The organism is Acinetobacter sp. PW68, assembly GCF_020982655.1.
In the GTDB taxonomy this organism is placed as follows: Bacteria; Pseudomonadota; Gammaproteobacteria; order Pseudomonadales; family Moraxellaceae; genus Acinetobacter; species Acinetobacter towneri_A.
The window spans coordinates 1645796-1664200 of the sequence record NZ_JAHZSX010000001.1 but is presented as its reverse complement, the minus strand read 5'-3'; the positions used below and the strand labels follow the sequence as shown (position 1 = coordinate 1664200).

17 protein-coding genes are annotated in these 18405 nt (G+C 41.4%); 2 read left to right on the top strand and 15 right to left on the bottom strand.

The window, feature by feature from the left end:
• Positions 1–13: 13 nt before the first annotated feature.
• The 15 genes from cysE to K1T76_RS07920 all read right to left on the bottom strand — a co-directional run bounded on the left by cysE (position 14) and on the right by K1T76_RS07920 (position 17802).
• Positions 14–823: a serine O-acetyltransferase gene (gene cysE / locus K1T76_RS07990; protein ID WP_019838001.1), complete on the bottom strand. Its 810-nt coding sequence runs from the start codon at positions 821–823 to the stop codon at positions 14–16.
• Positions 816–1664: an RNA methyltransferase gene (locus K1T76_RS07985; RefSeq protein ID WP_230245098.1), complete on the bottom strand. Its 849-nt coding sequence runs from the start codon at positions 1662–1664 to the stop codon at positions 816–818. Before K1T76_RS07985 ends, cysE begins: the two co-directional genes overlap by 8 nt.
• 28 nt (positions 1665–1692) lie before the next feature.
• Complete coding sequence (dnaE, locus tag K1T76_RS07980; protein WP_230245097.1) at positions 1693–5256, bottom strand: DNA polymerase III subunit alpha; 3564 nt, start codon at positions 5254–5256, stop codon at positions 1693–1695.
• A 244-nt stretch (positions 5257–5500) separates the two neighbouring features.
• A complete protein-coding gene (locus tag K1T76_RS07975; protein ID WP_230245096.1) occupies positions 5501–6196 on the bottom strand; it encodes a methionine ABC transporter permease in 696 nt (231 codons plus the stop codon).
• Positions 6193–7218, bottom strand: a complete 1026-nt coding sequence (locus tag K1T76_RS07970) for a methionine ABC transporter ATP-binding protein (protein WP_230245095.1) — start codon at positions 7216–7218, stop codon at positions 6193–6195. The genes K1T76_RS07975 and K1T76_RS07970 overlap by 4 nt, the downstream gene beginning before the upstream one ends.
• A gap of 74 nt (positions 7219–7292) precedes the next feature.
• Positions 7293–8165, bottom strand: coding sequence for a MetQ/NlpA family ABC transporter substrate-binding protein (locus K1T76_RS07965; RefSeq protein WP_230245094.1), 873 nt, complete (start codon positions 8163–8165; stop codon positions 7293–7295).
• 507 nt (positions 8166–8672) lie between these two features.
• Positions 8673–9956 carry a phosphoribosylamine--glycine ligase gene (gene purD / locus K1T76_RS07960; protein WP_230245093.1) on the bottom strand — a complete coding sequence of 428 codons (1284 nt, stop codon included), beginning with the start codon at positions 9954–9956 and terminating at the stop codon, positions 8673–8675.
• Between the two features lie 168 nt (positions 9957–10124).
• A complete protein-coding gene (gene purH, locus K1T76_RS07955; RefSeq protein WP_019837994.1) occupies positions 10125–11699 on the bottom strand; it encodes a bifunctional phosphoribosylaminoimidazolecarboxamide formyltransferase/IMP cyclohydrolase in 1575 nt (524 codons plus the stop codon).
• Between the two features lie 92 nt (positions 11700–11791).
• The gene (gene fis, locus K1T76_RS07950; protein WP_001086304.1) at positions 11792–12061 is read right to left on the bottom strand and encodes a DNA-binding transcriptional regulator Fis; all 270 of its coding nucleotides are present in this window, start codon (positions 12059–12061) and stop codon (positions 11792–11794) included.
• 390 nt (positions 12062–12451) lie between these two features.
• The gene (locus K1T76_RS07945; RefSeq protein ID WP_230245092.1) at positions 12452–13306 is read right to left on the bottom strand and encodes a DUF3426 domain-containing protein; all 855 of its coding nucleotides are present in this window, start codon (positions 13304–13306) and stop codon (positions 12452–12454) included.
• Between the two features lie 16 nt (positions 13307–13322).
• Entirely contained in the window at positions 13323–14225 is a 903-nt protein-coding gene (prmA, locus tag K1T76_RS07940; RefSeq protein WP_230245091.1) for a 50S ribosomal protein L11 methyltransferase, read from the bottom strand.
• Positions 14226–14480: 255 nt separating this feature from the next.
• Positions 14481–15362, bottom strand: a complete 882-nt coding sequence (locus K1T76_RS07935; RefSeq protein WP_230245090.1) for a bile acid:sodium symporter family protein — start codon at positions 15360–15362, stop codon at positions 14481–14483.
• An 88-nt stretch (positions 15363–15450) separates the two neighbouring features.
• Entirely contained in the window at positions 15451–16191 is a 741-nt protein-coding gene (locus K1T76_RS07930; RefSeq protein ID WP_442780697.1) for a bile acid:sodium symporter family protein, read from the bottom strand.
• Positions 16192–16283: 92 nt separating this feature from the next.
• Positions 16284–16718: a hypothetical protein gene (locus K1T76_RS07925; protein WP_230245078.1), complete on the bottom strand. Its 435-nt coding sequence runs from the start codon at positions 16716–16718 to the stop codon at positions 16284–16286.
• A gap of 49 nt (positions 16719–16767) precedes the next feature.
• Positions 16768–17802, bottom strand: a complete 1035-nt coding sequence (locus tag K1T76_RS07920) for an IS1595 family transposase (RefSeq protein WP_230245077.1) — start codon at positions 17800–17802, stop codon at positions 16768–16770.
• 83 nt (positions 17803–17885) lie between these two features.
• On the opposite strand from K1T76_RS07920, the gene K1T76_RS07915 reads away from it, so the two are divergent.
• Both K1T76_RS07915 and K1T76_RS14960 read left to right on the top strand, forming a co-directional pair.
• The gene (locus tag K1T76_RS07915) at positions 17886–18263 is read left to right on the top strand and encodes a helix-turn-helix domain-containing protein (protein ID WP_230245076.1); all 378 of its coding nucleotides are present in this window, start codon (positions 17886–17888) and stop codon (positions 18261–18263) included.
• A 9-nt stretch (positions 18264–18272) separates the two neighbouring features.
• The gene (locus K1T76_RS14960) at positions 18273–18404 is read left to right on the top strand and encodes a hypothetical protein (protein ID WP_268259895.1); all 132 of its coding nucleotides are present in this window, start codon (positions 18273–18275) and stop codon (positions 18402–18404) included.
• Position 18405: the final 1 nt, after the last annotated feature.

Below are 18405 nucleotides of genomic sequence, written 5' to 3'. Positions count from 1 at the left end.
TACGAACTTTTTTTTAAGTGTCCGTTGAGTTGTATTGCATTTCACATTCACGTCTAACATCTTCAATTATTTTTAATTCTTCAGCACTATAAGCATGTGCGTGTTGTTGTTGGTTTTTAAAGCTTGGGTCAAGTAAAGATAAACGCTGACACAACAAATTCATACGTTTTTCATTTTGTTCTAAACGATCTAATAACACACGCATACCATCCAAAATCGGGTCGGACTGATTTTGTGTAGCCGCATAAGGTTGGAAACCAATACTCGCGGCATAGTCACGACGACGCGTCTCCTGATCATCGGCAGGTTTATTTTTCATGATAAAGCGCGCAGGGTTGCCCACAGCAGTTGCACCTTCCGGAACTTCTTTGGTCACCACCGCATTAGAGCCAACTTTGGCATTTTTATGTACGGTAAATGGGCCTAGAATTTTCGCGCCTGCACCGACCACCACGCCATCTTCCAAAGTCGGGTGACGTTTGCCTTTATTCCACGTGGTACCGCCTAAAGTCACGCCATGATATAAGGTAACATCATCGCCAATTTCAGCAGTTTCACCAATCACTACGCCCATACCATGGTCAATAAAAAAGCGACGACCAATTTTTGCACCAGGATGAATTTCAATTCCTGTCGCAAAACGGCTAAATGACGAGAGTAGACGTGCCGATCCTTTACAGTCTTTGTTCCATAATTCATGCGCCACGCGATGCATCAGTAATGCGTGAATTCCTGGATAAGTCGTTAAGACTTCGAGCGTATTTCGAGCAGCAGGATCGCGCGCGAAGACAGCTTGAATGTCTTCTTTGAGCTGTTTAAGCATTAGTTTGATCCTCGTCGAGTGTTGATGTAGATTTTTTCCATGAACCGTTATTCATTGCTTGTACGCGGCTAAAAATACCGCGTAGTAAATGGTATTCCATACGATCTAATTGTATACGTCCGAAAAGCCGACGCAAGCGCAAAGGCAATAATCGGGGATTTTTTGGGTCCATAAATTCAATTTCTGCCAGCATTTTTTCTAAATGTGGGTAGAACTGTTGCATTTGCGCGTGGTTGACTAAGGGTTCATCCCATTGCATCGCTTCAGAATCTGTCACTTGCATAGTCGCTTCGGGATCGGCAACTTTTCCGACAATATCGATGGCAGCCATACGCATTTCATAGCAAATCACTTGAATGGCTTGAGCAACATTCAATACACCATATTCTTCATTGACAGGAATCGTCACGTGATAATTCGCCAACGCCAGTTCTTCATTGGTTAAGCCACGATCCTCACGTCCAAAAATAATGGCAATATTTTGCCCATGCTGTGCCACAGCATTTAACGACTTTTTTGCTGCAGGACGTGCATCTAGGAGTGGCCAAGGAATAGTGCGAGTACGCGCACTGGTGCCAAAGACCAAATGGCAGTCGGCAATGGCATCTTCGAGCTGCTCAACCACTTCAATCTGTTCAATTAAATCGGTCGCACCTGCTGCCAAAGCATCAATATCTGGGTGCGGATAGGTTTTTGGAGCAACCAAAACCAATTTGCATAGCCCCATGGTTTTCATAGCGCGTAAGGCACTGCCAATGTTGGCAGGTAGGGTGGTATTCACCATGACAATACGCACGTGGGAGAGGTGTGCGGCAACAGTTGCATTGTCAGTTTGACTCATAACAAATCCAGATGGGTTAAGTTTTTAATTAAGAGTATTGATCAACTTCGGTATGGTATAAATCCATAGCATCGTCCATGCTCATATCAGCAGGTGGTGGAGCAATCGATGCAGGTTTCGCCACATCGACAGCTTTCGCGGCTTTGGATTTCACTTGATATTCGATATGCAGGCTTTCTTTACCAAAATAGTCACGCAATTTGACCAAGGCTTCATCTAAGGGTGCGATTTTCCACTGAATGCCCAAATGTAATTCTGCAGTGGCATAAGCATAGTCAAGGTGCAATAAAACAGGAATATGCGTGCATAAATCCACATTACAATAAGGCAGCAACATATTTTGTAAGTCTTGACTCAAGGTCTTGTTTAAATGTTCTGCATGCAAGTGAATTTGAATACTATTGGCGCGTTTTTGACGAATTTCATTCAAGCTAAACGCTTTGGTTAAGCGTCCCATTGGGCGGTCAAAACCTTCACGTTCGTAAATTTCGCCTTCAATCACCACCACTTTTTCAGTTTGTACAATATCTTTAAAGCGTTGGAAGCGCTCATGGTTGGCAGATACTTCAATACGTGCCGTACCATCATCTAAAGTGACCACCATCCGATTTGGGAAGTTGGCGACATCCACCACCAAGCCTGCAAAGACGGTGGTCACGCCACGACGGGTTGGCGTCAGTTCATTAATTTTACTTGGAATAAAGGCTTTTAATTCATTGCGATAGACATCAATCGGGTGACCAGTGAGGTAAAGTCCAAGTGTGTCTTTTTCACCTTTAAGTCGGACTTCATCTGACCATGGTTTTACAGGTTTGGCAGGCTTACGTTGTACTTCTTCAACTTCACCAAATAAATCCATGATGCCTGTTTCACGGTTGGAACGTGCTTGTTCCGCCGCTTGTACCGCTTCTGGCAATTGTGCCATTAAACTTGAGCGTTCGATGCCTAAACAGTCTAATGCACCCGCACGAATTAAGGCTTCAAGGGTTCGTTTGTTGATTTTTTTCAAATCAATACGATGACAGAAGTCAAATAAATCGCGGTATGGACCTTGTTTTTGGCGAGAATCAATCACCGATTGCATGGCTTGTTCGCCCACGCCTTTAATTGCGCCAAGTCCGTAGACAATGGTGCGTTCATCGCTGGCGTGGAAATGATACAAAGACATATTTACCGAAGGTGGTAAAACTTCCAGATCATTGTGGCGACAGTCATCAATCAGGAACACCACGTTATCGGTGTTTTGCATTTCCGACGACATGACCGCTGCCAAGAATTCGGCAGGGTAATGTGCTTTCAGCCATGCCGTCTGATAGGCAACGAGGGCATAAGCAGCCGCGTGGGATTTGTTAAAACCGTAGCCTGCGAACTTTTCCATATAGTCGAAAATATGGTTGGCTGTGGCGGCATCAATGTCTTTTTTCGCAGCACCTTCAATAAAGATTTGACGCTGTTTCACCATTTCTTCAGGTTTTTTCTTACCCATAGCACGACGTAGTAAGTCCGCACCACCGAGGGTATAGCCTGCACAATACTGTGCCGCCTGCATTACCTGTTCCTGATAAACCATAATGCCGTAGGTTGGTTCAAGCACACCTTCTAGCAAAGGATGCAGATACTCAAACTCGCCACCGTGCATACGGTGAATAAAGTCTGGAATGAGATCCATCGGGCCAGGACGATACAAGGACACGAAGGCAATAATTTCCTCAAATTTGCTTGGGCGTGCTTCTTTGAGCATCTTTTTCATGCCCACGGATTCAAACTGGAATACCGCTGTGGTGTTGGCATTGGCAAAGACTAAATAGGCGTCTTTATCGTCCAATGGAATATGGGCAATATCTAGCGGTGTATCGGCTTGGATGCGTTTATTGATATTTTGTACTGCATCTTCAATAACCGTCAGGTTACGTAAACCCAAGAAGTCAAATTTGACCAAACCTGCCGATTCAACATCGTCTTTATCGTATTGTGCAACACGGGCGGTTCCATCAGCATCGCACATAACCGCAGAAAAGTCGGTGATTTTGGTTGGTGCAATGACCACACCACCTGCGTGTTTACCTGTGTTTCGGGTAATGCCTTCAAGTTTTAAAGCCATTTCCCAAATTTCTGAAGCATCATCATAGTCAGGGTTAGATGGATTGGTCACCACATCTTTCAGCTGTGGTTCTGCTTCAATCGATTCTTCTAGACTGAGTCCTAAAGGTTTAGTTGGAATCAGTTTAGAAATACGGTCTGCCAAACCATAAGATTTGCCTAAAACTCGCGCGACATCTCGAATTGCACCTTTGGCGGCCATAGTACCGAAAGTGGCAATTTGTGATACTGCGTCACGTCCATAGGTACGTGCCACATAGTCAATCACTTTATCGCGCCCTGCAATACAGAAATCGACGTCAAAGTCGGGCATGGATACACGTTCTGGGTTTAGGAAACGTTCAAAGAGTAGTTCATAACGCAGTGGGTCTAAGTCGGTAATTTTTAAGCTATAAGCGACCAATGAACCTGCACCCGAACCACGACCCGGCCCAACAGGTACGCCATTATTTTTGGACCATTGAATAAAGTCCATGACGATGAGGAAGTAGCCCGGGAAGCCCATCGAGTTAATAATATTAATTTCGTATTCAATTCGCTCATCATAAGGTTTGCGAATTTCAGCCCAGTCTTCATCACGCTGTGCAACAGGATAAAGTACATTTAGACGTTCTTCCAAACCTTGCTTGGACAAGTGTGCAAAGTAGGTATCAATGGTGTGTCCTTCTGGAATTGGATAATCTGGAAGGAAGTATTTACCCAATTGCAGCGTGACATTACAGCGTTTGGCAATGTGATAGCTGTTTTCAATGGCACTTGGAATGTCAGAAAACAGTGCCGTCATTTCTTCGGCGGTTTTAAAATATTGCTCAGGACTGTAAGTTTTTGGACGACGGTTGTCCCCTAAGACATAACCATCGGCGATGCAGACGCGCGCTTCGTGTGCTTCATAATCTTCACGGCGAATAAAATGCACATCGTTATGTGCTACCACGCCAATATTATATTTTTTAGCTAATTTAACTGCTTCAGCAATAAAGGTATCTTCATCAGGGCGATCTGTGCGGGTCAGGGCTAAATAAACCCGATTGCCAAATTTTTCAATCCATTCTTCCAGCAAAGGTTCGGCTTTTTGCGGATTGGAGGTGATCAGCATTTTGCCGACATCACTTTGAATACCGAGTAACAGAATCAGGTCATCGGCTTGTTCTAAAATCCATGCTTTATTGACGCAAGGGATATTGAGTTGCTGACCTTCAATATAGCCACGCGACACCAATTCGGTCAGATTGCGCCAGCCGTGATTGTTCATCGACAATAAAGTCACACGATGATCGGCATCATTTAAACGCAGCACTGAACCTAAAATCGGTTTGATGCCTTGCCCCAAACATTTGCCATAAAACTTTACGGCAGCGTGCAGGTTAGAGAGATCGGTCAATGCCAAAGCAGGCATTTCTTCATTGACTGCAGCTTTAATCAAGTCAGGTACGCGTACAATCGACTCGGTAATCGAAAATTCTGTATGTATACCTAAATGAACAAAGCGCATGAATCAGTCCCTTAAAAAATCACGGGTTAGTTTAGCATGCTCTGCTCAAGACAAAACATGCTGCAAAGTTTTTCCTACGGTTTTCGATGATCTTGACCGTATATCAAAATTTCAGTTTTTTGGATGTTGATATGGCGTGAATCACGTATGCATGGAGAAGGAGTGTGGTTTTAACCCCTTACACACTCATACGAGTAGCAAGGAGTTAAATGGTGAATCTATTTCTGATGTGTAGATGAAAGATTTATCTGAGTTTAGATAACCAATCGCCTAAACTTTGCACCAATTGCACTAAAATTAATAAGACCACCACGGTTAGCATCACGACACTACTATCAAAGCGTTGATAACCATAAGAAATAGCAAGGTCACCAATGCCGCCTGCACCGACTGCGCCTGCCATAGCAGTTGCGCCAATTAAGCTAATGGTGGCTGTGGTTAGGTTCAAAATGAGTGAGCTACGTGCTTCAGGTAAAATAAATTTGAAGATAATCTGTAAGGGTGTAGCACCCATTGCCTGTGCAGATTCGACAATTCCTTCATTGACTTCAAGCAGTGAAGTTTCTACCAAACGACCAATATACGGGCCGACATAAATGGTCAGTGGAACAATGGCTGCCCAAGTTCCGATGGATGTACCCACTAACAATTTAGTCAGCGGAATCACCGCAATCAATAAAATAATAAAGGGTAGGGAGCGTAGTGCGTTTACAATGGGATTGAGGCCATGATAAATCACACGGTTAGGTAAAATTCCTGTTGGACGAGTGACCAAAAGGGTAATGCCCTGAATAAAGCCCCAGATACAACCAAACAACATGGCAAAGAACACCATGTGAAAAGTTTCTTGTAGGGCAGTAACAAACTGGTCAATAGATAAAGAGCTCTTCCAGAAAGACGCGGTTACCGAGGTCAGCCACTGTACAATTAAATCTCTCATGCTTGTACTCCTGACTGTTCAACTTCAACGCCATTGGCTTGCAGAAATTCAAGTGCTTGTTGAATGACGCTTGCATCACCGAGCAATTGTATAAACATTTGCCCAATCACAGCGCCATCAATTTCGGTCATATTGGCAAATAAAATATTCAGGCTGATATCAAACTGTTTAATGACGGCTTGAATTACGGTTTCCTGAGCCGATTTACCTAAAAATTTCAGACAATAAATACTGTGTTGATTCTGATTTTCCAGATTATTTAAAATATTGATAGGTAATTGTTGCTGCAACACAGTTTGAATAAAGCTTTTGGTGGTCGGATGTTGCGGTTGACTAAATATTTCTAGGGTTGAACCTGTTTCAATCACTTTGCCTTGTTCCATCACCGCGACATAATCACAAACCGATTCAATCACATCCATTTCATGTGTGACCATTACAATGGTAATGCCTTGTTCACGGTTAATTTTTTTCAGTAATTCCAGTACAGATTTGGTGGTTTGCGGGTCAAGTGCCGAAGTCGCTTCATCGCAAAGTAAAATTTTAGGATGATTGGCGAGTGCACGCGCAATACCGACACGTTGTTTTTGTCCACCTGAAAGTTCATCAGGGTAAGCGTCTTTTTTATGTTTTAAATCAATAAACTCAAGTAATTCATTTAAACGCTTTTCGCGTTCGGCTTTGCTCCAGCCGAGAAGTTTCATCGGCATTTCAATATTGGCGGCCACAGTTTTAGTCTGCAATAAATTGAAGTGCTGAAAAATCATCCCAATATGGGCACGTTCATGACGCAATTCTCGAGCATTGAGTGCAGTAAAATCTTTTTGATGAATGATGACTTGCCCAGCATTTGGACGCTCCAACAAATTGATCAAGCGGATTAAGGTACTTTTACCTGCACCACTATAGCCAATAATGCCAAAAATACTGCCTGTTGGAATTTGTAGGTTAATTTGATCCAACGCACGCAGTGTTTGACCTTTGAGCTGATAGTGCTTTGAAATGTTTTTAAATTCAATCATATCGTCAAGAAATGTCCATAAATGAAAAAACAGGCAAAGTTCGCTTTGCCTGTTTTGTTTAACGCATTATATTACTATTTTGCTGCTTCAGTGAAATAGCTGACAGGTTTATTTACCGCAACTTTTGTTCCGCCAAAGTGCTGATCAATATATTGCTTCACTGCTTCGGTATGATACAACGCACCTACTTTTTGCAAGATTGGGTCATTTTGACGATCTGCAGCAGTAGCCAGAATGTTGATATTCATTTTTGTGCTTTGGTCAATTGGCTCGTAATAAATTGAATCTTTCAGTACGTTTAAACCACCTTCCATTGCAAGGGTGTTGCCCAAAACAATTGCATCGACTTCATCTTTGACACGTACAGCCGTTGCCATTTGAATCGGTTTGATTTGAATTTGCTTGGCATTTTCTACGATGTCTGCAGGCGTACCTTGAACATTGTCAAAACCATCTTTCAGTTTAACCAAACCAGCCGATTGAAGTAATAACAACGCACGTGATTCATTGGCACCATCATTTGGAATAGCAATCGTTGCGCCCGTTTTGAACTCATCCAACTTTTTCACTTTGCTTGAGTAAATACCCATTGGCTCTAAGTAAGTTGTTGCGACCGGTGCAATTTGATCTTTATTGTTGGCATTAAACGCAACCATATAAGCATAAGATTGGAATGCGTTAAGATCAATTTCTTTATTTGCTACCGCTGTGTTCATTGACACGTAATCGGTGAAGTTTTTCACCTCAAGTTGAATACCTGCTGCTTTGGTTTCAGGTAAGTCGGCAATAAAACGCCAAATATCTGCATCTGAACCAGTTGATGCCATAGTGACAGTGTGTAGAGCAGAAGAATCTTTTTGTGCCGCGTCAGTCGCAGGCGCTTCTTGTTTGCCACAGCCAGCCAAGCCAACTGAAAGACCAAGTACAAGACCAAGGAGCTTTTTCATGAATATATCCCGAGCAAGTTTAAGCCGTGCCTAAAGTTGCCAATGATTGAGAAAGATTAAATCAGCAAGATGGATGGAATCGCATGATGAAGATTTTGCATGTTTCCCAAATACGTTGTAGGTATTGTTTGAGTATTGAAAAAAGTCTGCATGCAGCTCAATCAATAATTTTGAGATGGATGGGCATTTCACTTTTTTCAAAAGATGCACCATCATAACAATAAAAAATAATTCTATATAGTGCTGCGTATGTTATGCATATCACTGTTTTTACAACAGAAAGTGAATAAGTCAAAATAAGTTCTTATAAATAAATATATTCTGTAAATATTATAGATTTGATCAAGTGTTTAAATATTTGAGTGCTTTAGAATTTATTTTGCAATATAAATATGAAAAAATAGCAATCTGGCGTTATCTAGGTTAACTCATTCATTGATGCAATAAAAAAGCTCGTACTGTGACGAGCTTTTTGATGGTCTTAAATTTTTAGACTAAACAAAAAACTTAAGCATTTTCACGCGCAATGGCACGATAGCCAATATCTTTACGATATTGCACACCATCAAAGGTAACTTTTTCACACAGTTCAAGGGCTCTAGCTTGCGCTTCGCCAATAGTATTACCGAGCGCAGTTACACACAGTACACGACCACCATTGGTCACAATCTCACCATCGGCATTGCTTGCTGTACCTGCATGGAATACTTTCGCATCTGCCATTTGTGTCTCTAAACCAGAAATCACATCACCTTTGCCTGAAGTTTCAGGGTAACCCGCAGTCGCTAATACAATCCCGACAGTTTTGCGTTCATCCCAGTCTGCTTCGGCAGGTAAGTTGCCTGCAATACCTGCTTCAACTAAATCTACCAAAGATGACTTTAAGCGCATCATAATTGGCTGCGTTTCAGGGTCACCAAAACGGCAGTTAAACTCGATCACTTTTGGTTGACCTTTGTCGTCAATCATTAAGCCAGCGTATAAGAAACCTGTATAAACATGACCGTCTTTTTTCATACCTTCAACTGTAGGACGCATCACTTCATTCATGGTTTTTTCAAATACGTCTGCAGTCACGACAGGGGCAGGAGAGTATGCACCCATACCGCCAGTGTTTGGACCTTGGTCGCCTTCAAAAATACGCTTGTGGTCTTGTGAAGTTGCCATAGGAAGGATGTTGTCGCCATCAATCATACAAATGAAAGAAGCTTCTTCACCTGCAAGGAATTCTTCAATAACTACACGCGAACCTGCATCACCAAATTTGTTTCCTGCCAACATGTCATCAATGGCATCGAATGCTTCCTGATTTGTCATCGCCACGATCACGCCTTTACCTGCAGCAAGACCGTCCGCCTTGATCACGATTGGCGCGCCATTTTTCTCAACAAATGCTTTTGCAGCATCAACTTCAGTGAATACGTCATAGAATGCAGTAGGAATGTTGTGGCGTTTTAAGAAGTGCTTGGCAAAGGCTTTAGAACCTTCAAGCTGCGCAGCAAACTGGGTTGGGCCCCAAATTTTTAAACCCGCTTCACGGCAGGCATCGACCACACCATTGACCAATGGTGCTTCAGGGCCAACAATGATTAAATCAACAGCATTATTTTTGGCAAAGTCGATAATCGCAGGGTTATTTTGAATATCTAACGCTACGTTCTCGCATTTGTTTTCTGTTGCCGTACCTGCATTGCCGGGTGCAACAAAGACTTTAGCGACTTTGTCATCTTGTGCGATTTTCCATGCCAAAGCATGTTCACGACCGCCACTACCTAAAACTAAAATATTCATCTAAAAATCCCTCAAAGAATAAATCCCCATAGCGAAGCGTTGCTTTTCACACTAGAAAAGAAAGGGGATTGTGCATAAAACACAGTTCCCTTACGTGAAAAGTCCCCCTTTTTATTAAAGGGGGATTTCGGGGGATTATTAAATACGACTTCTAATTAATGAGTTTAATTAGTGACGGAAATGACGCATGCCAGTGAAGACCATTGCAATACCAGCTTCATCGGCTGCAGCAATCGTTTCTTCATCACGCATAGAACCACCCGGTTGAATAATGCATTTAATACCAGCCTTAGCAGCGTTATCAATACCATCACGGAATGGGAAGAACGCGTCAGATGCCATAACTGCACCCTCAACTACCAAACCTGCATGTTCTGCTTTAATAGCAGCAATACGAGCTGAGTTTACACGGCTCATCTGACCTGCGCCAACCCCAATAGTCTGACGGTTTTTTGCATAAACAATTGCGTTCGATTTTACGTATTTCGCAACTTTCCAAGCAAAGATCATATCGTCAATTTCTTGTTCAGTTGGTGCGCGTTTGGTCACAACTTTTAAGTCATCTTTACTGATCATACCCAAGTCTTGGTCTTGAACCAATAAACCGCCATTCACGCGCTTGTAATCCATTTGTGGAGCGCGTGCATCAATCGCAGGAAGCTCACCACATACCAATACACGTACGTTCTTCTTCGCGCCAGTCACTTCAAGCACGCCTTCAGCAATACTTGGTGCAATGATCACTTCAACGAATTGACGATCTACAATTGCTTGTGCAGTTGCAACGTCTAATTCACGGTTAAACGCAATGATGCCACCGAATGCAGATTCAGGGTCAGTTGCATAGGCAAGGTCATAAGCAGCCTGAATACCATCTAAAGATACGGCAACACCACATGGGTTAGCGTGTTTTACGATTACACAAGCAGGTTTTGCAAATGATTTCACACATTCAAGTGCGGCATCGGTATCTGCAATGTTGTTATAAGATAATTCTTTACCTTGAAGCTGCTTCGCAGTAGAAACAGAAGCTTCAGTTGCAGCAGGGTCTACATAGAATGCTGCAGATTGATGCGGGTTTTCGCCGTAACGTAAATCTTGCGCTTTGTTCAATTGAGTATTGAAAGTACGTGCAAACTTGTCAGCAGTACCTTCTTCTTTACCTACACGTGCACCTAAGTAAGAGGCAATCATACCGTCGTATTGTGCAGTGTGTTCAAAAGCTTTCACTGCTAAATCAAAACGAGTTTCGTATGACAATGCACCGCTGTTTTTCATTTCTGCAATAACAGTCGCGTAGTCAGAAGCATTTACTACAATACCAACAGAAGCATGGTTTTTTGCTGCAGCGCGAACCATAGTAGGGCCACCAATGTCGATGTTCTCAATCGCATCTGCAAGTGAACAATTTGGTTTTGCAACAGTCGCAGCAAATGGATAAAGGTTAACTACTACCAAGTCGATGGCATCAATATTGTGTTCTGCCATGACTGCTTCGTCTAGACCACGACGAGCCAAGATACCGCCATGAATTTTAGGGTGTAACGTTTTTACTCGACCATCCATCATTTCAGGGAAACCAGTATGCTCTGATACTTCTACGACAGCAATATTGTTATCTTTAAGCAACTTATAAGTACCACCAGTAGATAAAATTTCTACCCCAAGAGCAGCAAGTTCTTGTGCAAATTCAACAATTCCTGTTTTGTCAGAAACAGAGATTAAAGCGCGTTTAATAGTCATGATCTTCGTCACAGTTTTCAATTACAGAATAAAACAAACTAGCAAAATACAGATAAAAAAAATGCCTGCGGAGGCCGCAAGCATTTTATCACTTATTCACTCATTAAACCGTGAGCTTTTAACTTTTTACGTAAAGTTCCACGGTTTAGTCCAAGAATTTCAGCAGCGCGTGTTTGGTTACCGCGAGTGTATTCCAGAACAACAGATAAAAGAGGTTTCTCCATTTCTGCTAACACCATGTCATACACTTGTGAAGGCTGTTCACCTTGTAGTTGTGCAAAATAATGGCGAACTGCGCGATCTACGTGAATACGTAAAGCAACATCAGATTGTGCAGTAAAAATAGGAGATTTGCTATTCATGCGAATTAATCCGAAAATCAGATATCACTGGGATAAAGTGATATATCAATGTGGTCTATAAAATAAATGAACTCCGTTTTAGATCCTAAAACGGGAAGTTCTAAAACTGGAACATTTAGCTTGCCACAACTCTACACATTGGTCGAAATTTATGCGTAACAATACATTAATAATTGTTACAGACCAAAATCAAAACAAAAAAATCTACTGTGTACGCGATATATAAAAATAAAGCGCATTAGACAGATTAATATGTGTTGTGAATCTTGCGAGGAGTTTGTAGCACAAAGCTTTCGTGGCGCGTATGATACCATTGTATGAGAAAAAGTGAGCAATAAAACTGCAATTTTTTTTATTTTTTTTCGCTATTTTTTCACTTTTTTTGGGCAATTAAGGCTTGATAATTTCTAAAGTATAGTTATCGAAGTCGTTTCGTGACACTGGAACAACAATGTCAAACTTAAATGGTGTGTTTTGAGGAATGCGTTGAATGCGCGAAAGACTTTCGATCAAATACTCCTGTGGGGAATAAACATAAGTAGATAATGTTTGTTGTTTTTCTTTTAAAGTGATTTTGATATTAGGCAAAGCCAAGCTTTTGTCATAGTAATTGATCAGTTCACCCGTAAATTGTGTATTCACACTATCTACACGTTTCACCTTCACGCGATTTGCTGAAACTAGGCTAAAGCGTTCTTCAAAATTATTACAGTTGAAAAATTGACAGACTTGGGTGAACACAGAATTCAGTGCAGGGCTGTTATTTAAAAACTTGGGGTTAAACAACAGAATTTGAAAGATCAACAAACCAATCAATAAAAAATTAATACTTCCCCAAAGTAAGTAGTAACCATTGCCCTGCTTTTTTTCACTTTCAAGATCAGGCGCAGACAAGTTCATTGCAGGAATGTTGCCAATCGGTTCGGTACTAAAATAATTTAGGTTATTCAGATAGGTTTTCAGATCAATATTGGAATGTTCCGCTTTACGCTGAAAAATATCTAAAATATGTTGCGTTTGCGCAAGTTCAGCTGTTGCCTGTACAAAACTGTGGTTTTGAATGTGATTTAACTGTGATGTAACTGAATTTTTATTTTGTGGATAGGAAAATACCAAATGCGAAAGAGCATTAAAGGTATTGTCGCATTTAGGACAACAAACCATCCCTTGCGCAACGGTTAGCTGCGCAACGGTTACTTTATAAACAGACTGGCATTTTGGGCACTTGGTTTGCTTGTCACTCATAACTCAAAAATTACAGTTAGTGGGGATGGCGTTTTCCCGAAATACGACACCAGTTTTCTTCACGTTTTTCGACTTGTACTATATCAAAAAATTCAGAATAAACACTAGAAACTTCAGCAACTTGCTCTTCAATTACACCTGCAAGTGCGAACTCGCCCTCAGATTTAATTAAAGTTGCAAACTCTTGCGCAAGCATCATCAATGGGCTTGCCAAAATATTGGCAACCAAAATGTCTGCTTTTTCATTGCTAATGGTTTCATTGAACTCTTCTGGAAGTGCAACATATAAGTTTTCAAGTACGCCGTTGAGCTCAGCATTTTGTTTGGTCGCTAAAACTGCTTGCGGGTCAATATCAGTCGCATAGACTTTTTTTGCACCGAGCAACAAAGCCGCTACCCCTAAAATGCCTGAACCACAACCGTAGTCGATCACAACTTTATCTTTCACATCAGTTTTACCTAACCATTGTAGGCACAGGAACGTACTGGCATGGTTACCTGTACCAAAAGCCAAACCTGGGTCAAGTTTAATATTGACTGCATCTGCCTCAGGTGGTTCTAACCATTCAGGTACAATCCAGAATTTCTCTGCGATCTGGATTGGCTCGTAGTAATCCATCCATGAGCGTTCCCAAACCTGATCTTCCAAAAATTCACTGCGTAAAGGGGCATCTGGCATTTGCGCACGAATAAAGGTTTCTAAGGCTGCAACATCAATTTCTTCATCTTCGTCTTGTGCATAAATACCTGTCACAATGACTTTGTTCCAGAGTGGTGTTTCACCTGGCAGTGGCTCAAGTAAGTCCTGATTTTCCGCATCATCTAAGGTTACGCTGACTGCACCCAATGAACTGAGCAGGGTTTCAGTAAAATCGACTTGCGCTTGATCAACAGTAATATGTATTTGTAACCACTTCACGGAGATAACCTAAAATTTAATGCGAAAGCGCTATTGTAACTGAACTGGTGCAGACGCTGTTATTTTTTATTCTGATTGCGAAAGGGAAAACTCTATACGATTGGAAGTTTCAAATTCGGTTTATGCTTATAGTCGAATAATGTGACAAAAATATAACTCTAAAAAATATAAGTTAAGAATTTGTTTGAACCATCATCGCTCAATCATCCCCAAAACAGTCAAATTGCTGGATTGGGGATGATTGAGGGACTTGTTTTAGAATGCAGACTGTTCAGAGGCAGATGTCGGCGCAAATTGATTGAGTAAGGTGCCTAAAATTGCCGCAAAGATATACATGAAAATAGAATACACCGCAGCAGGCATGGCAATGGTAGAGCTTGCCATAACAGTTAGGGCAATGGTCATTGCAAGGGTGCTGTTGTGAATGCCAATTTCAAAGGCACAGGCTCGGGCTTGTTGGCTATTCACACCAAAGAAACGCGGGACAAAATAACCAACTAATAAACTGCAGGCACAGAAAAGAGCAGTGGCAAGTCCTACATCTGCCAAATAAAGCATGATGTTATTTCGCTCTTTGACGATTGCGCCAATAATAATCACAATCAGAAAAACCACAGCAAAAATACGTACAGGTTTGTTTAACTGGTCTGCCGTTTGCGGACTAAAATGACGTACCAACATCCCTAAAGTGACAGGGATAATAATAATTAAAAACACCTGCAACACTTTGGTAAACTGTAAGCCGACTTGTTGCCCATCCTGCATAAAATGCTGAATGGCAAAGTTGACAATGAGTGGCAAGGTAAATGCTGCAATCACGGAGTTTACGGCAGTAAGGGTAATGTTTAGGGCAATATCACCTTTATATAAATAGCTAAATAAGTTGGCCGTTGGCCCACCAGGAGATGCTGCCAGTAGCATGAGTCCCACTGCAAGCAGTGGTGGTAAATTCATTAGTTTACAAATGAAGAAAGCAATTGTGGTCAAAACAACTAATTGACAAAATAAAGCAATAAATACTGCTTTTGGGTGTTTGCTCACCCGTTTAAAGTCGTTAGGAGTGAGTTCTAAGCCAAGTCCAGCCATGACCACAGCCAAAGCCAGTGGCAAAAATATTGTGATTAATCCTGAATCCATAAACACTCCTTTGTTTTTATATCTACAATAATTTATTTGATATTTAACTGTTTGTTTAATCTGTGGTTAATTTAATCTTACGCACGTCTTAAATTGTGTTTTTATTGTGGTTGAAACTCTGTTCCTGTTTGTGTCGAAGGGCAAGTTTGGCAGATTGTCTAGCCAACATACTCCCTAAAATAAAGCTGAACATATACATGAAAATGGTGTAAATAGCAGAAGGAATAGCAATTTCAGTGCTTTGCAAAACCGATAGTGCAATGGTTAAAGCAACGGCAGTATTATGAATACCAATTTCAAAACAACAAGAGCGTGCTTGTTGATCAGGCACCCCCGCTAAATACGGTACAAGATAACCAATGAGCAAACTTAAAAAGCAAAATAGAGCTGTTGCGATACCAATAGCGCTGAAATAGTCAAAAACATTGGCGCGTTCGCGGAAAAGTGCATAAAAGAATAAAACGAAAATAAAATAAATGGACATCAAACGCATAGGTTTACCCAATTGTAATGCAATTTGTGGAATCGCATTACGCACCGCCATTCCTACACAAACAGGCACAATAATCAGTAAAAAGACCTGTGCCATTTTTTCAATGGGCATACCAATTTGTTGCTGATCGGTCATAAAATACAGAAAAGACAAATTAACAATAAAAGGCAGGGTAAAGGTTGCCATTACAGAATTCGTTGCGGTTAGAGTAATATTTAGGGCAACGTCACCTTTATAGACATAGCTAAATAAGTTCGAAGTAGGTCCCCCGGGTGAGGCAGCAAGCAGCATTAATCCAATTGACAATAGTGGTGGTAATTCTAAAAACAAACAAATTGAAAATGCTAAAACACGTCATTATGTAGCACCTGCACAAAACAAAAGTTAAAAATAGGCAGAATTAACCGCCTTTTCTTATGTTTGCTAGGCTAATTCGCCCACCGCCACACAATTTGGCTATTGTTATCCTTAGATTTTACCACAATCCCATCTTTTTGTAGCTTGTATAACACCGATTTAACCGCTTTAATGTGTTTATCTTGGGGCAACCCGTCCATGTTATCCAGTTTCATTACTTTTTCGGTCAATTCAAGCGTGGTAAATACTTTAGTTGGCTCATTTTTAAAAATGGTGAGCAAGTACGACTTCGGTTTACCTACGAACACCCTTAATTTAGGGCGGTAGCTAAAGTTTTCGGTGTCAAAGGCAGTCATATCATCTTGGTTTGACTGTAGAATATCAAGCGATTTAGACAAGGTTTCGATATTATCATCAAGCAAGTGCAGGTGAGCCATCACTTGTTTTCTTTCGCTCTCTAACCGCTTTATTTTAGCGATAATGGCACTTTGGGCGTGAGTCGGCATAAATATCCCTACCTATGAATTAAAATCGCTGTAATCGCATTATAGGCACTTATGCGACAAGCCATTCAGCGTTGCGGTGATTACCTTGCCAGTAACCTTTAAAATCATTTGACGGTGGCGTTTTAAGGCACTTACCTAGCACATCATGAAATATCAACCCATTGCTCATTCTGCGAGTGTCCTCACGGTAAGCTATCTCATTGGCATAGTCGCCCAAATAGATATTGTCGATTTTATGCACTTGACCGTGATACATTCGCTTAAAACGGCTAAAGTAGCTTTCGGCTAGATTATTAGTGATGCCGTCATCGCTACGGTATTCTTGACTATGATTGACACGCTTTAAATCAAATTCTACCAGTAGATTGTCATACGATGGGTGTTCGTCTGTATGGATAACGCTGTTTGGCTCAATATACAGCTTGGCAAGGTTGGAAACAGTTTTGTTGTTTTCGCTCAATGCCACAAAGGTATAGGTTGATTTAGCCCCTGCCAGTTGTGGATTGGCTTTAATTTCATCTGCGGTATAGCGGTTACGCATGACAATGACACAGCGTTTATCGGGATTTTCATTCACCTTTAAACGTCTATCAACTCTATCGGCTTTTTTATTTTCCTCACGCACACTAGAATGAACGTAACTACCGTCCATGTGAATTTCGCCATTAAGCGGAAACAACTCACGTTGGGCTTGGATAGATTCACGGATTTTATGGGCTAGGACAAAGGCGGTTTTGTATTGAACGTCCAAATCACGAGATAACTGTAATGCTGATATACCTTTAACGGCATTGACGTAAATGGCACAGGCAAACAGTATGGTACGGATTGGTAGTTTATGATGAGCAAAGATAGTGCTTGATGTCACACTAAAGCGGTGACGGCAAGACTTACATTGCCATTGTTTGCGTGTGGCGATGTAATAGGCTTTATGCTGTTTGCTACATTTAGGGCATACCACATTTTCCATACTACCCCAACGCAATTCGCACAGCATCGCATGAGCCTTGTCATCACTTAACCGTGCTATGGCAAGTGGTGACAGACTGCGAGCATCTGCGGTGAGTAAAAAGTGTTGGGGCATGGTGTAAATTACCTTGTAAGCTAATAAGTATTAGACTACAATATACACGAATGAGAATATATATTCAATAGGAAATTACACAAATGCGTATATTTGAACGATTACGCCTTATATGCGAAGAAAAAGGCTTAAATATCAAAGCGTTTGCCGAAACCACAGGTATGCCCTATCGTACCGCCCAAAGTTATTTAAGTGGGGATAGAGAGCCAAACGCTGACGGTATGAAAACAATATGTACACATTTGCGTGTAAATATTAATTGGCTTTTAACTGGTGAGGGTGAGCATTTTATCCACGATTACAACCACATAGATGATGACGAGCAAGCCCTATTATCAGTTTATCGTGCCAGTAACGAGGTAGGCAAACGTATTATTTTACGGTCAGTCGATTCATTTAAAGACGTTCCCGAACTTAATGATGAAAATTTAAGCCCTAATAACCTCTTGACACAAATCTAAGGAATTTTCATGCTACACAGCACAGCACAGCACAGCACAGCACAGCACAGCACAGCACAGCACAGCACAGCACAGCACAGCACAGCACAGCACAGCCTAACGCTATCTCTATCAACCCTGCAAGCATTTTTCGGGGGTTGAT

What these genes read in the sequence shown, in the direction of transcription:
- cysE (WP_019838001.1), bottom strand. Translation starts at nt 823, where the DNA reads ATGCTTAAACAGCTCAAAGAAGACATTCAAGCTGTCTTCGCGCGCGAT.
- K1T76_RS07985 (WP_230245098.1), bottom strand. Translation starts at nt 1,664, where the DNA reads ATGAGTCAAACTGACAATGCAACTGTTGCCGCACACCTCTCCCACGTG.
- dnaE (WP_230245097.1), bottom strand. Translation starts at nt 5,256, where the DNA reads ATGCGCTTTGTTCATTTAGGTATACATACAGAATTTTCGATTACCGAG.
- K1T76_RS07975 (WP_230245096.1), bottom strand. Translation starts at nt 6,196, where the DNA reads ATGAGAGATTTAATTGTACAGTGGCTGACCTCGGTAACCGCGTCTTTC.
- K1T76_RS07970 (WP_230245095.1), bottom strand. Translation starts at nt 7,218, where the DNA reads ATGATTGAATTTAAAAACATTTCAAAGCACTATCAGCTCAAAGGTCAA.
- K1T76_RS07965 (WP_230245094.1), bottom strand. Translation starts at nt 8,165, where the DNA reads ATGAAAAAGCTCCTTGGTCTTGTACTTGGTCTTTCAGTTGGCTTGGCT.
- purD (WP_230245093.1), bottom strand. Translation starts at nt 9,956, where the DNA reads ATGAATATTTTAGTTTTAGGTAGTGGCGGTCGTGAACATGCTTTGGCA.
- purH (WP_019837994.1), bottom strand. Translation starts at nt 11,699, where the DNA reads ATGACTATTAAACGCGCTTTAATCTCTGTTTCTGACAAAACAGGAATT.
- fis (WP_001086304.1), bottom strand. Translation starts at nt 12,061, where the DNA reads ATGAATAGCAAATCTCCTATTTTTACTGCACAATCTGATGTTGCTTTA.
- K1T76_RS07945 (WP_230245092.1), bottom strand. Translation starts at nt 13,306, where the DNA reads ATGAGTGACAAGCAAACCAAGTGCCCAAAATGCCAGTCTGTTTATAAA.
- K1T76_RS07935 (WP_230245090.1), bottom strand. Translation starts at nt 15,362, where the DNA reads ATGGATTCAGGATTAATCACAATATTTTTGCCACTGGCTTTGGCTGTG.
- K1T76_RS07925 (WP_230245078.1), bottom strand. Translation starts at nt 16,718, where the DNA reads ATGCCGACTCACGCCCAAAGTGCCATTATCGCTAAAATAAAGCGGTTA.
- K1T76_RS07920 (WP_230245077.1), bottom strand. Translation starts at nt 17,802, where the DNA reads ATGCCCCAACACTTTTTACTCACCGCAGATGCTCGCAGTCTGTCACCA.
- K1T76_RS07915 (WP_230245076.1), top strand. Translation starts at nt 17,886, where the DNA reads ATGCGTATATTTGAACGATTACGCCTTATATGCGAAGAAAAAGGCTTA.
- K1T76_RS14960 (WP_268259895.1), top strand. Translation starts at nt 18,273, where the DNA reads ATGCTACACAGCACAGCACAGCACAGCACAGCACAGCACAGCACAGCA.